Source organism: Brevibacillus ginsengisoli (genome assembly GCF_050113715.1).
Classification (GTDB): domain Bacteria; phylum Bacillota; class Bacilli; order Brevibacillales; family Brevibacillaceae; genus Brevibacillus_H; species Brevibacillus_H ginsengisoli.
Genome location: NZ_JBNJQR010000006.1, coordinates 167,119 through 181,054 on the forward strand (window position 1 = coordinate 167,119; position 13,936 = coordinate 181,054).

Sequence of the window (13,936 nt, forward strand, 5' to 3'; positions counted from 1 at the left end):
TATGTTACCAAATGTGTTGGAAGTTGCGCGTCGTCTCATTCGGGAAAGAGTGGGCAGCAGCGAGACAGTTATCGATGCCACGATGGGAAACGGCAATGATACTTTATTTCTAGCTGAACTTGTTGGAAAAGAAGGCAAGGTCATCGCCTTTGACATCCAGAAGGAGGCTGCAGAAAAGACAAAAGTAAGGCTAGAGAGCTATGGTGTCCTAGAGCAAGTGGAGATGAGACTCGTCAGTCATGAACAAATCAAGGAGATCTCCGAGTCTGTAGGAGCCATCATGTTTAATCTGGGATATCTGCCAGGCGGGGACAAAGAAGTTTCAACCCAAGCAAAGAGCACGATTCGAGCGATTGAATCAGGTCTTCAAATTCTGAAATCTGGTGGGATTATGACCATCGTGGTGTATTGGGGTCACGAAGCCGGCGTGATCGAGAAGGAAGAGGTAGAGAACTATTGCATGGCGTTGGATCAATCGGAATATCTAGTTCTAAAATATCAATACCTGAACCAGAAGAACCAAGCCCCATTTTTGCTAGCCATCGAAAGAAGAGAGTCGTAAAGAAGTAGGCTCCTCCTCGCTCGAAATAGGCAATCGCTTTTCCCACATGAAACATATCCTGATAAAGAAACAACTTATTGATAGATTAGGATGTGAGAGGGGATCTGTGTGGGGCAAATTGGAATTCTGTTAGATTGGAAAGTGTTGCAAAGAGCAATTGAAGGGAAAAGCACGTTTGAACGGCTCAACTATTATGAGGAGATCGGTAAGGAACTAAATTTATTTCCTGTTTTTTTTCATCCATTACATGTTGACTTTACTCGTAACAAAGTTAGGGGCTATCGTTATCGAAATGGAAAATTAGTGCGTCATAAGACGAAACTACCGAAGATTATTCATAATCGAGTGTTGACGGGCGATAACAAGACCAATCAGGCCATTCAACGCCTGGGAAGGATCGGAAAAGTGTATAATGGCATCGTTGCTCGTAATAAATCAACGGTCCATCGTTTACTCATTCGCAACCCCAATCTACGGAAGTATCTTCCGCAGACGTCTCTTTATACCAAAGACAATTTAGTCCGTTTCCTGCAAGGAAATCCGGTTGTCTATGTGAAGCCTGTGGTTGGATCTGTTGGAAAGGGAGTAGCTCGCATCGAAAGACAAGGAGACAACTATTTGTTTGTTGCGGCGGGAAAGCGTGCCGTGTTAAGCAAATATGGTGTCGTAACTGAAGCGGGTAGGTGGGTAAGTGGAAGACGTTTTCTAGTTCAACAAGGGATACCATTGGCTAGATATCATGGACGTACGTTCGATATTCGCGTCTCTGTCCAAAAAGACGGGAACCGTGAATGGAATGTTTCTGGTCTCGTTTGCAAAGTGGCCAATCCTCAGAATAAACTAAGCAACTTGTCTCGTGGAGGGAAAGCAGAGCCAATTGATCGGGTGCTACTTGACTTATTTGATTCCAATTTGAAGGTCCAAGAGATCAAAAAGCGGATTTCACAAGCGGCAATAGAAATCGCCCAACAGCTGAATAAATTTTACCCTTCATTAGCCGACCTCGGAATGGATATGGGGATAGATCGTGAAGGGAACCCGTATTTAATCGAAGTGAACGTGCGTGATCAACGGTATTCCTTTTATAAGGCTGGTTCCATAGGCATGTTCAAGGAAACCTATCGACGACCGATGGCGTACGGGAAAAGCTTTTTATCTTAACGGGAAGTAAAGATCAACCTGCACTCAACTTTAGTGGGTGCAGGTTGTTTTTGTATTTAGCTACGTTTAGAAGTAGAGTACTTCTCCATCCAGTGGAATACTCACACGATTTATAAGATCACTTCTCTCCAACTCGCTCCTCAGTTCATCTCGTGTCAGCAAGCAATGGTTAATGGCTTCCATATGAACGGCGACCACCTTGCTGTTTGGAACATGATGACAAACTTCCCTTACATCCTTAGCATCCATCGTAATCGGATCACCCTTGATGAACTGGGCGGCGCCCGCATTCAGTACCGTAACGCTAGGCTGAAAAGAAGTAATAGCTTCACGGACATCATCACACCAAATCGTATCCCCTGCGATATAAAGAGTAGGTTCTTCGTTAGCCGCCAGCACAAACCCTGATACATTCCCCATGGCTTTCCCAATCTCGCCTGTGCCGTGCTGGCCATTTGTACGAGTTATCGTAATGTTATTCCACTTAAAGGTGTCCTGAATGGGAATCACATCCGTAAAGCCAGCGTCACGCAGTGTAGCAACGTCAGTTGGTTGACAAAAGACTGGCAGATGCTTGGGAAGAATCTCTTTAGCGGTATCGTCTAAATGATCCCTGTGGCAATGGGTGATGAGTAACGCGTCTATCTCGTTCCAGATTGGCAGGTTGGAGGGTAGATCGACGAGTGGATTGCGCCTTGTATTCCCCGAATTGATAATAGGCGGGGCAGATTCTTTTGGTCCTAGCATAGGATCGACCAGAATGTTCTGATCCTTTATACTAAGCAGTAACGTGGCATGGCGAATGACTTGCAGTTTCATGGACGATTCACTCCTTACGATTGGCTATTCATAGCGTATCAAATACCAACACCATGAATGAATGGCCTCATGAAAGTGTTCATAAGCGAGAACTTACATAATGAAAGGAATTGGACCAGTATGCTTGATCAGACTGATCTGGAGATCTTGCAGGTACTGCTGCGCGATTGTCGCAAGCAATGGAAAACCATTGGAGAAGAGGTTCATTTGACGGGGCAAGCGGTTGCTTCACGCATCCGAAAAATGGAGGAAATGGGTATCATCGAAGGTTTTACGATTAAACTGAATCAGCAAAAAATGGGGCTAAAGATCACGGCGTTGATCACCATTTTCATGAAATCGGCGAATCACCAACGCTTTCTTGGGTTTCTCGAGCATCAAACGTGTATTGAGGAAGCGCATCGGGTAACAGGAGAAGGCTGCTACTGGATCAAGGCGAACTTTAAAGAGCAAGAGGAGCTGAACCTTTTCCTCGATCAGTTGCTAGATCATGCTAATTATCGGGTGTCTTTGTCTTTAAAGAAAGTGATAGAATAACCTTCTTCAAACAAAAACCAGCCGAACACTGATGGGTGTCGACTGGTTTTCTGCTGTTAGAGATTACTCAAGACCGCGAATTTGACGGTAAAATAACGCCAAAATTGACTTGCGTGTAAGAATGCCCACAAAGACGCCATCCTCATTTTCCACACAGAGGAATGGATGATTAATGGATAGTTCCAAAGCCCGAAGAAAATCATCTGTTTCTTTGATGCGAGGAATTTTTCGATTCATCACGTCTTCTACTTTTTGCTCTGCCAGCTTTTCATATTCAATACGCTCGATCCCCAGGATAGATTCTAATATGAGCGTCTTGCTGATTAACCCGTGAATACGGTAGTCCATATCAAGAACGGGAATAGACGAGTACCCAGATTTGATTAGAACAAGTAGAGCGTGTTCCAGAGAGTTGCCCAGTTGAACATGGGCTACTTTGGAAGCGGAGATGACGAGGTTGGTAAGATCAGCTTGAGGAAGCTGGAGTTGTTTTTGTTGTTGTGGCTCTGACAAAGCTACCACGTCCTTTCTAAAAGCAATCCGAATAACCTAACGTTACTCTGCAACGCTCGGATTGTAAAGATTCTAATATAGTCAGAACGAATTCACGAAAAAAGGCCCAGCTAATTCGCTAGGCCAATTAATCGAGGTGTGGGATTACTGTTCCCGAATAATAGTATGGCCTGATTGAACAAGAAATTCATTAGGGATTTGTTGACAACCACGCTCAAATCCTTATCAGGCTTGATACGATTGCATAACCGGCTTCGATTGAACTTGTGTTTGTGTCTTTTTCCATTTCACGATCGTCGTACAGTTATACAAGATGACGCTGAGTGGGGCTGTTACGATGAGCAAAGCGAAGATGATCATCGGTACTGGCCAGAATCGTACATGGTAAATCACATAACTCTCCAACAGGTACAAGAGAAATGGATGTGTGATATAGATCGCCATATTATGCTTGGCCAATTGAGACAGCAGCTTTCCGAGTCGTTCTGTTCTGCCGAGATAAGCCATAAGCGGGTAGAAAGCCAATATGAAGCTGGTTGTATAAATCATATATAACGGATTGAATATATTTAAACCTTCCAAATAGGTCATTTGCTTGGTCAAATAAAGCGTGATCAAGGTTGCTGTCGAGAGAATCAAAACGGCCCAACTGTAGGGCAACAAACGCTTTATCCAAGTTCTCCATTCAGTGACGTACATTCCAGCGTATGCTCCCAGTATAAAATAAAACACATACATGCAGACGTACAACTGACTATAGGTGTAGCTGTTATGCAGGATCTGCAAAATGACAGAGGAAGACCAATCGATCTGATCGGCTGCCGGTGAAACAAAGAAATATTGATATACTCCGTACAGAAGCAGCTGCAGAATTCCGATGTATATTACATGTTTGAAGCGCAAGTGTTTTTCAATTCCATGCTTTGTGAGCATGAAGAAGACAGTCACTTGCAAGTAGAGCGGAATGTAGTACAAGTGATAAAAGGAACTGCCAGTGATCAAACTTTTTAGGTACTCTGGAACCAAGATATTTAAATCAACGGTATGAAACTGGGTATACGTATAAATTCCTGTCCAGATGAGGTAGGGAATGATAATATTCACCAAACGTTTCTTCCAAAAGGTGCTCCATAGGACTTGACGATGCTTGTACCAGTAAAAAAGGAGCATGCCTGTACCAAAAATAAAAAACGAGCGACCAAATCGTAAAAGAATAATACTCAATGCCTCAATATCGTAGTTCCACGGAAAATCACCTTGAGCATCGATAAAAAAACCAAGAATATGAATCAAGAGGATCGACAATGCCCCAAATACGAAAAAGGCATTCAAGTCTTGAAAAGAGCCTCTTCTATTGTTATCCATGATGTCTGATTCCTCCTAGTAAACGCTAGAACATTCCCAGATTGGTGTATTTGATCAGGGAAGGCGCCAGGAATCTTCCTGAAGCTCTCTAGCGGTAAAAGCAAACAAGCCTAGTTTGTCCTGAAGGTGGGTACGCGCATTCTCAACACTCTCTAAATCAATTCGAAAGGGTACTTGCTTGGCTGAATGACATTTGGAAAAAGCATCCCAAAGAGCAGATTTTACTTCAGCTACCGTAATCTCTTTTTTCATTTGGTCGGAAACACTGCCAATGGTTTCAGCTTCGATTGAGGGGATTGGTTTATGTGATTCCATTTCCTGAAGTCCTGCCTCTTGATAGAAGCGTTCCATTAGCCGCCCTCGTTCTAGGCCACTTCCTTCAACATTGATGCAAAGCTGTAGAATAGAGCCAAAGCGAGTGCGTCGTTGTGCCATTCCACCGATTTTTTTTCCGTTCATCGCAAAGTCGTAATCACCAACGCAGTAGGATCCTAGGACTTCCCCGATTTCAATTTCGCCGTATGAGGACAAGCCTTCCTGCAACATGCTCGTGGCTAATTGGAAGAAATCATCGATCGAGATATTGCGATCAGGCAGTAAAATCGCCATGTTTAGTACGCCTTGGTCTAGTGGAACACATGCGCCCCCAGAAGAACGCAAAAGTGCTCCATACCCTTGTCGGGCAGTTTGTTGCAGGGCTTTCTCCAGTCGGGGAAGCTTGGCGTCTCGTCTTCCAAGAAAAAGAGCTCGTTCGTATATCCATAAATGAACAATCGGTTTCGAGTTTGGTTCCGCCATTAGATTTGCGAATGCTTCATCAATGGCAATAGGCAATACGGGACTCGCGGTATGTGTGCCCGAGTCCATCCAGAGAATTTCGGGAAATGATGAAAAAAATGACAATGTCCTGGCTCCTTTCATCAGGCAAAAGTCGGTTTTCATTATACACGTGAGCGAATACTTAATCAATGAAGCAATCGGTATGTTCCCGTGTCAAAAAACCAAATAACCCGGGATAATCCACGAATCCCGGGCTATTTGGACATTTTTAAAGGTGTTTTTTAATTCTTAAGAACTTTTAACGAAAAATTATCAAAATATGTGGCTTTATTCGGGACGTCAATCATGGCCTTACGTTGCAGGTAGAGACCTACTTTGGTTGGCTGTTTGATTTGATCTTTTTGCTCGAAAATGAAATTGCCATTTAGATAAACGGAGAGAGTTGAGTCCTTCACTTCGACTTTTAGTGTATTAGTTGATTTTAAAAGATAAGAAGCTTGAGCGAGTACCTTTGCTTCCTTTTGTTGAACGTCTTTCACTTCAGCAATCGTTAATTTTCCTTTTTCCACGAAAATGACTTTGGCAACATCATCTTTTCCGGTGATGAATAAGCCGCCCAACCCATCATTTTTGCGAGCGATCACATCCACTTGAATTTGAAAATTTGACTCATCGGCCTTGTTCCAATCAAGCGGCAAAAAGTAGTGGTGAAGATTCGTATCCGTACTGAAAGCAGTAACGGTTTTATCGACGACGCCCCATGTGCCAAATGAATCGTCCGTTTTCCACTGACTGAGCTTGCTGTCGGAGAAGCTGTCCGTAATGCTTGTTGGAGGTGTAGGGGGCTTGGGGGTTGGAGTTGTTGGCGGGAATACCACTTTCACTTCATCCAACTTGGACCGATACAACAGTGATGCGGCTTCTGCCCGAGTGATTGGCGATTGGGGTCTAAATGTTGAGTCATTAAAGCCTTTGATGAGATCATTTTGAAGGGCGAGCGCAATATAGGGACGCAGCGCCTTGGAGATATCGTCTTGGTCACGGAAGTTGTCGAGTTGGGAGAGTTTCGGCGTTTGGGTGCGATCATAGCCCATTAATCGAACCAGCGCGACTGCGATATCTTCACGCACAGCATATTCATCTGGTTTATATAGATAGACGGAACCCGATTTATATCCGGTTAGGTACGATTTGGCCAGCTCTACGTAATAGAACGCCCAGTGTTTTTTATTGACATCTTCAAAGGTCTGAGAAATGTTGTTGGAGCGTTCAATATCGATGTTGGCGGCTGCAATCATGATTTTGGCAAATTCAGCGCGGGTGATCTTGGCATCAGGACGGAAGGTTCCGTCATTATACCCTGAGATAATTCCTTTGTTGGACATTTCCATGATGGCTTCATAGGCCCAATGGCTTCTGGATACATCTGAGAACCGTTCCGATGCGTGGGCGAGCGGGAGAAGAGTGAAGAATAAAGCAGCTGTCAGCAAATAGGTTAGCAGCTTTTTCATATGATCCTCCTTTAATGTGAAAAGATTTTTCTGACAGATATGACGTTGGAAATTACAGGAAGGTTGCAGAAGGACAAGCTTGATTAAAAAAAATAAGACAGCAGGAATAATTTGCCTGCTGTCTATTTTGAAAATCTAAATCAGGGGAATCTCCAGCGTCTTCTTCTGCGGGAGCATGAGGTAGAGGAAGAGGAAGAGGATTGTCGATCACAGCGTCTTTTACGCTTACAAGCAGAGGAAGAAGAGGAGGAAGAAGAGGAAGATTCTTTATGAATTGGTGGACAGGGGGATATAGGCGGACAGGGTTGTGGAGGTGGAAATGGAGGAAAAGGTTGTATAGCAGGTGGAAATGGAGGGAATGGTTGTACGGGCGGTAGTGGATGAACCTGTACGAATGCTGAGTAAGGCGAAACAACGGATGGGGGTGGCGGAGCTGGTGGGAAAGGTCGAATAGCTCTGGGAGGCGGTGGCGGTGGAGGTGGAGGTGGCGGTGGTGGTAGGAATGGGGCTGTTCTTCCTGGTGGCAGTGGAAATGGTACGATAATCACTCTTTTGCGAGGAAAACGGACATATGGGCTTCGGACGTATGGGTTGTTTTGAATAAGCCATTTGAGATTGATCTTGAAACGGCAGGAAATTGAATGAAGACTTTCTCCTTTTCCAGCGAGATATTGATACAAGATAACTCCTCCTTTCGAGATTATAGGATAATGTATGCGTGACACGGGGACATGCGCCAAGACGGTTGCCTACCAACTGGTAAAATGTACGTATGGCAAATGAATACAAACTCATCCAATACCATTTTCATTAGGAAAAAAAGTCATATTATTGCAATTTGGATTGTGCTCTATGTTTGTTTACAATAGAGTACATGGGAATTGCACCCAAATTCTATTGATTATGGGCATATGGGGGAGCCGTGGTATGGAGGTAGACAAACGAAGCCTTGAGGAGATGGTACACAAGCTCTCCATCGTTCAACAAACCTATCAAGAGATGAACTTGCATGAAGAGTTATTATCCTTGCTGCTCGCAAAGACGGACGAGGTATTCTTGTTACTTGATGAAGAGGGAAACATACGCGCAGCGAACCCGGGGTGTGAACCCAAATTAGGATTTTCCGCTTCTCAAATGGTGGGTCACCAGGTGGCTGAGTTCATTCATCCCGAGGATGTGGAGAATTTCTCGGTTAGTTTCACGACCATCAAGAACGTGCTTCGAGGAGACCTGATCGAATTTCGTTTCCGGCACTCTGCGGGATGGTTTGTATGGATGGAAAGTGTTACCAAGCCGATCTCTCAAGAAGGTCATTGGCAAGCATACTTCATGAAACTTCGGGAAGTGATGAATTGCAGGCTGATTGAAGAACAGCTGGAACTGAAGGGAAAAGTGTTTGAGAATGCGTTGGAAGGCATTTTAATAACCGATTTGGACGGAAAGATCTTATTGGTTAATCCTGCCTTTTGCCAGATCACGGGATATAGCGAGGAGGAGGTATTGGGTCAGAATCCTCGTCTGCTCAAATCAGGCGTTCATCCTCCCGAATTTTTTGAATCCATGTGGGACACGTTAAAACAATCGGGCAAGTGGGAAGGTGAAATCTGGAACCGAAACAAGACGGGAGAAGTTTTTGTTGAGGGAGCCTCCATTCGCTTAATTACGAATGAACAAGGGAAAGCCATGTATTTTGCCTCGGTGTTCACCGACATCACGAAGCGTATAGAGGAAGAAGAAAAATTGCGTCAAGATCTGCAACTGGCGAAACAGGTGCAAAAGCATGTCTTAAGCAGACCGATCGTGAACCAACAAATCGAGATTGACGCGACCTATTTGCCATCCAAGGCGCTCGGGGGCGATATGTACGCGTGGTATGAGATCGACCATCAACGCTATGGCGTTATTTTGCTTGATGTGGTCGGTCATGGTGTAGCGGCATCCTTAATCAGCATGTCAATTCGCTCCTTGCTAGGTGGCTTGATCAAACAGCTGGTATGTCCAGAGCTGGTGATGAAAGAACTAAACCGTCAAATGTACACGTTGTACTCGAATGATGAATTCTCGAATGATCATTTTTTTACAGCCATTTATGTCTTAATCGATACTCGAAATCGTCTGATTGAATACTGTAATGCCGGCCATCCAACCGGTTTGCTTGCCACCGGGAATGGTGAGATTACCCAATTGGATGAAGGAAGCGTTCCAATTGGATTAGTACGAGAGCTTCCGATCAAGAAGCATCAAATCGCCTACACGGATAAGAGCAGACTCCTATTGTTCACCGATGGGATAGTTGAGCCAAGAATGAACTCGTATGAGGAGACCCTTCAGAGTTTGCAAGGGAGTCTTTTGCAAAATCTCAAGATTAGCAACGACCACTATCTTCGGAAAATAAATCGGTTTTATACGGAAAGAGCTTGTCCTCTTGAGGATGACATCTGCGTTGTTTCCATTACCATTCAGTAAAACGATTTTTTACTATTCTAAATGTATTTGGTTTCCAATCCGCCTTTTGTTTACGTGGATTAAAACCTCGGTGCATGCTATAATTATAAATTGGTTCTTACAATTTATATAGCAATTTGCTGAGGTGATAGAATGACTGACAAACAAGGTGGATCGGACTTAAAATCCGCTACTTCTGCCAAAACATCCAAAGATTACGCTAAATACTTTCAACCGCCTTCCTTAAAGGATGCCAAGAAGCGCGGCAAAGAAGAAATCGCGGTCCTTAGCTTCTCTGAAGATCCGCAAATCAATCAAGCTGGCATGGAGATCCGCGAGCTGACCAAAGGAAAAGACCTGAAATTCCTGCTTCGTACGTATGGCTGTCAGATGAACGAACACGATAGTGAAACCATCGCTGGAATTCTCACCCAATTGGGTTATTCTTCAACGGAAGATGAGAAAGAAGCCGATATTATTCTGTTCAATACCTGTGCCATTCGTGAAGGTGCGGAAGACAAGGTGTTTGGAGAATTGGGTCACATGAAGCACTTAAAGCGGAACAACCCCAACATCATCCTTGGTGTATGTGGTTGTATGTCTCAGGAGGAAAGTGTCGTCAACAAGATTCTCAAGAGCTACCAACAGGTAGATCTGATCTTTGGTACACACAACATTCACCGCTTGCCTGTGCTAGTTCGTGACGCGATGTACTCCAAGGAGATGGTCATCGAGGTGTGGTCCAAGGAAGGCGATATCGTCGAGGACATGCCGAAGATTCGTGAAGGCAACATCAAAGCGTGGGTCAACATCATGTATGGCTGTGACAAGTTTTGTACGTATTGTATTGTTCCTTATACACGCGGCAAAGAGCGCAGCCGTCGACCTGAAGACGTCATTGCGGAAGTTCGCGATTTGGCACGTCAAGGCTTCAAAGAAATAATGCTGCTTGGTCAAAATGTCAATGCCTATGGTAAAGACTTGACGGATATGAACTACGGTTTTGGCGATCTCATGGATGAAATCCGCAAAATCGATATTCCGCGCGTACGCTTTACGACCAGCCATCCGCGTGACTTTGATGATCACTTAATTGAAGTTCTCGGCAAGGGTGGCAACCTGCTGGAATACATCCATCTGCCTGTTCAATCGGGAAGCTCCGAGGTCCTCAAGATGATGGCGCGCAAATACACTCGGGAGCACTACCTCGAATTGGTTCGTAAAATCAAGGCAGCGATCCCGAATGTCTCGTTAAGCACGGACATCATTGTTGGGTTCCCTGGTGAAACAGAGGAGCAATTCTTGGAGACGCTCTCGTTGGTGGAGGAAGTTGAGTATGATTTCGCTTATACCTTCATCTATTCTCCGCGTGAAGGAACTCCTGCTGCTGTCATGGAAGATACAGTGCCGGAGGATGTTAAGAAAGATCGTTTGCACCGCTTAATGGAAGTGCAAAATCGAATTAGCTTGGAAAAGAATCTGAAGCTTCAAGGGGAAATTGTTGAAGTATTGGTCGAAGGTGAAAGTAAGACCAACCCGGAAATTTTGGCTGGTCGCACCCGTACCAATAAGCTCGTTCATTTCCCTGGAGACCAAAGCATGATTGGCCAAATTGTCAACGTACGAATCACAGATGCAAAAACTTGGACATTGCATGGCGAGGTTATCAATTAGGTCGAGGTGTAAAGAGAGATGACAGAATCCACTTCAATTCATACAAATAAAGAAATCCTTGAGAAAGCGCGTGAAGTTGCGTTGATGATCGCAAAGTCCAAGGAAGTTGATTTCTTCAAACGTGCGGAGAATCAAATCAAACACAACGATCGCGTGCAAGATCTTATCCATGAAGTGAAGCAAAAGCAAAAACAAATCGTCAAGTTCGAAGCGATGAACAAACCGGAAGTAGCGAAACAACTGGAAGAAGAATACAATCAATTGCAGGATGAACTAGATAGCATTCCGGTTGTTGCCGAGTTCAAACAATCTCAAATGGATGTTAATGATTTGCTGCAAATGGTCACACATGTCATCACGAATACGGTTTCGGAACGGATTATCCTGGATACCGGCGGAGACCCATTGAGCGGAGAAACCGGCGGAGCTCCAAAGCGTCCTCATAAAGGATGCGGCTGCTAGTAAATTGACTGAAGTGAATCTTGCACCCTAGACGAATACCCTGCATACAAATGTACAGAAACGTTGTATGGAGGAGGTAACAGAATGTCGGGTACAGATAAAGATCTGCAGTGCCGGTTACTCATTGCAAAAGCTGTAGTGGGCAAGGGACATAAATTCTCGCAGACTACACATACCATCACGCCAACGCACACTCCTTCGACGATCCTGGGTTGCTGGATTATTAACAACAGTTTCCAAGCAGAGAAAGTCGGAGAAGCGATCGAAATTTCAGGGAAGTGTGATGTCAACCTGTGGTATTCTTTCGCAGACAACACGCAAACAGAAGTGAAGAAGGAATCCGTCTCATATGTCGAGAAAGTCCCTCTTTCCTACTTAGACAAAAATACCCGTGGTGATTTGGAGATTCTCGCCACAGCGGTAGAACAACCGAAATGCATCAAGGCTGAAATCCATGGTGGCCATGTGGTTGTGCGTGTGGAGAAGGAATTTGCAGTGGAAGTGGTAGGCGAAACCAAAGTATGTGTGGTTGTTTGCGACAGTTGCGATGATAAAGACTTCGATTATACCGGAGACTTTAACGATAGCAACAGCGAGTATGGAGACGATGATTTCGACGAATTACTCGATGATTTAGATTAAGAGAGGGACTTTGATTCCTCTCTTTTTTTCTTTTTTATTGGGTATTGGACAGTGCCCACTTCCTCCCGAGACGCATAGGCTATAGGAAAAAGGAGGAGGGGATACGACAATGACAAGATGGCCTATACAGGACGCAGCGTCGATTTGTCGTGATTCCCGTCGAATCCAAGCGATCCTTCACATACATGGGATATGTTCGCGGATACATTCTGTTGAGTCGGGTGGAGGGGCACAGGTTCAAGAGAGTGAAACTTTTCTGAGAACATACCGAATCCAGTTGTACCAATATCATGTCCTGCTTCTGGATCGTGCGGAGGGGACCGGGGTTTGGCTAAATCATCAGGTTAGCAATCAAGAGGAGCAGATTTTTGAGTCGATTCCCTTTTCATCGGAGGATTTGGAACAAAGAAGGGTCGTACAACTGGCTATTCGCAGTATTTACGCCCTTGGTCTGGATTATGGATCGGTCATGGTTGGCGTAAACTCTGTCGCAAACATGACCATTCTTGAGGTGCTGCCTGAATTTTATACGAAAGATGGCTATCAGCAGCTAGAACAAGAGAAGCTGAGTGATAATCTTCGCGTGGGGGAGAGGGTTGGTTTGTCCTCCCATCAAGTGATGTTGGGCGCTGACCCGGAGTTTGCTTTGCGTGATGGCGAAGGCAAAATTGGCGTTGCCTCACGCTATTTGGAGAAACAAGGTGTCATCGGTTACGATTCCGCGAGACTTCGGGAATTAATGGCGCACAATCTGCATCCATTAGTCGAGATCAGGCCACAGCCTTCTCATTCTCCTCGTGAGGTCTTTCGCCATATACTACAGGCTATGAGGATAGGGTTGAAAAAGATTCCTGCGAACTTGGAGTGGATCGCGGGAGGAATGCCCTTTTTTGGTTATCCGATTGGAGGGCATCTTCATTTTAGCGGAATCAAGCTGAGCTTTGCGTTGTTGCGTTGTATGGACGCTTTTTTGGCGCTACCCCTCGCTTTGATTGAAGATGAAGGCTGCAAGCGAAGGCGGTCACGATACGGTTTTTTGGGCGATTATCGCGAACAACCGTATGGAGGCTTTGAGTATAGGACGTTACCCAGTTGGTTGGTTTCTCCGCTAGTTACACAAGGAGTATTGGCCTTGGCGAAAGTAGTGGCTACTCATTGCGATCAATTGACTCAGCCAGCGATAACCGTTTCACTGAATCACTCTTTATCCAAAGCCTATTATCAAGGGGACAAAGAGAAGGTTCGGTCTGCGGTGATTCTCTTGTGGAGAAATTTGCTCAAACTGCCGATGTACCGAGAATATCAGCTGGAACTGGATGCGTTCTACCACTATATCATGTCGAACACGCGATGGAATAACGAACAGGATCTCCGACTCGAATGGGGACTGGTCCCCCACTCAACAACCCCAGCAAAGCATGCTATAATACTAAATGAGAAAATGCCTAGTAGGTGAAAATAAAAA

At 44.7% G+C, this 13,936-nt stretch carries 13 protein-coding genes; 8 read left to right on the forward strand and 5 right to left on the reverse strand.

The window, feature by feature from the left end; genetic code table 11:
* The first annotated feature begins 1 nt into the window (after position 1).
* Both mnmM and ACQCN2_RS14140 read left to right on the forward strand, forming a co-directional pair.
* Complete coding sequence (gene mnmM, locus ACQCN2_RS14135; protein ID WP_426929571.1) at positions 2-562, forward strand: tRNA 5-(aminomethyl)-2-thiouridylate-methyltransferase MnmM; 561 nt, start codon at positions 2-4, stop codon at positions 560-562.
* A gap of 108 nt (positions 563-670) precedes the next feature.
* Positions 671-1,723 (forward strand): YheC/YheD family endospore coat-associated protein, encoded by a 1,053-nt coding sequence (locus ACQCN2_RS14140; RefSeq protein ID WP_426929572.1) that lies wholly within the window; start codon positions 671-673, stop codon positions 1,721-1,723.
* A gap of 66 nt (positions 1,724-1,789) precedes the next feature.
* Here the strand turns inward: ACQCN2_RS14140 and ACQCN2_RS14145 are convergent, their stop codons facing one another.
* Positions 1,790-2,542, reverse strand: coding sequence for an MBL fold metallo-hydrolase (locus tag ACQCN2_RS14145; protein WP_426929573.1), 753 nt, complete (start codon positions 2,540-2,542; stop codon positions 1,790-1,792).
* A 120-nt stretch (positions 2,543-2,662) separates the two neighbouring features.
* Between ACQCN2_RS14145 and ACQCN2_RS14150 the strand changes: the two genes are divergently transcribed.
* Positions 2,663-3,079, forward strand: a complete 417-nt coding sequence (locus ACQCN2_RS14150) for an Lrp/AsnC family transcriptional regulator (RefSeq protein ID WP_426929574.1) — start codon at positions 2,663-2,665, stop codon at positions 3,077-3,079.
* A 63-nt stretch (positions 3,080-3,142) separates the two neighbouring features.
* Here the strand turns inward: ACQCN2_RS14150 and cbpB are convergent, their stop codons facing one another.
* The 4 genes from cbpB to ACQCN2_RS14170 form a co-directional block, all read right to left on the reverse strand.
* The gene (gene cbpB, locus ACQCN2_RS14155) at positions 3,143-3,592 is read right to left on the reverse strand and encodes a cyclic-di-AMP-binding protein CbpB (RefSeq protein ID WP_426929575.1); all 450 of its coding nucleotides are present in this window, start codon (positions 3,590-3,592) and stop codon (positions 3,143-3,145) included.
* 225 nt (positions 3,593-3,817) lie between these two features.
* The gene (locus ACQCN2_RS14160; RefSeq protein ID WP_426929576.1) at positions 3,818-4,957 is read right to left on the reverse strand and encodes an acyltransferase; all 1,140 of its coding nucleotides are present in this window, start codon (positions 4,955-4,957) and stop codon (positions 3,818-3,820) included.
* A 54-nt stretch (positions 4,958-5,011) separates the two neighbouring features.
* Entirely contained in the window at positions 5,012-5,824 is an 813-nt protein-coding gene (locus ACQCN2_RS14165) for a lipoate--protein ligase family protein (RefSeq protein ID WP_426929704.1), read from the reverse strand.
* A 194-nt stretch (positions 5,825-6,018) separates the two neighbouring features.
* On the reverse strand, positions 6,019-7,248 hold the full coding sequence (locus ACQCN2_RS14170) for an S-layer homology domain-containing protein (protein WP_426929577.1): 1,230 nt from the start codon (positions 7,246-7,248) through the stop codon (positions 6,019-6,021).
* A gap of 927 nt (positions 7,249-8,175) precedes the next feature.
* On the opposite strand from ACQCN2_RS14170, the gene ACQCN2_RS14175 reads away from it, so the two are divergent.
* The 5 genes from ACQCN2_RS14175 to ACQCN2_RS14195 all read left to right on the forward strand — a co-directional run bounded on the left by ACQCN2_RS14175 (position 8,176) and on the right by ACQCN2_RS14195 (position 13,927).
* Positions 8,176-9,714, forward strand: a complete 1,539-nt coding sequence (locus ACQCN2_RS14175; protein WP_426929578.1) for a PAS domain S-box protein — start codon at positions 8,176-8,178, stop codon at positions 9,712-9,714.
* A gap of 132 nt (positions 9,715-9,846) precedes the next feature.
* Positions 9,847-11,367, forward strand: coding sequence for a tRNA (N6-isopentenyl adenosine(37)-C2)-methylthiotransferase MiaB (miaB, locus tag ACQCN2_RS14180; RefSeq protein WP_426929579.1), 1,521 nt, complete (start codon positions 9,847-9,849; stop codon positions 11,365-11,367).
* An 18-nt stretch (positions 11,368-11,385) separates the two neighbouring features.
* Positions 11,386-11,829: a YlbF/YmcA family competence regulator gene (locus tag ACQCN2_RS14185; RefSeq protein WP_426929580.1), complete on the forward strand. Its 444-nt coding sequence runs from the start codon at positions 11,386-11,388 to the stop codon at positions 11,827-11,829.
* A gap of 84 nt (positions 11,830-11,913) precedes the next feature.
* Positions 11,914-12,471 (forward strand): outer spore coat protein CotE, encoded by a 558-nt coding sequence (gene cotE / locus ACQCN2_RS14190; protein ID WP_426929581.1) that lies wholly within the window; start codon positions 11,914-11,916, stop codon positions 12,469-12,471.
* A 109-nt stretch (positions 12,472-12,580) separates the two neighbouring features.
* Positions 12,581-13,927: a putative amidoligase domain-containing protein gene (locus tag ACQCN2_RS14195; RefSeq protein ID WP_426929582.1), complete on the forward strand. Its 1,347-nt coding sequence runs from the start codon at positions 12,581-12,583 to the stop codon at positions 13,925-13,927.
* The last annotated feature ends 9 nt before the right edge of the window (positions 13,928-13,936 follow it).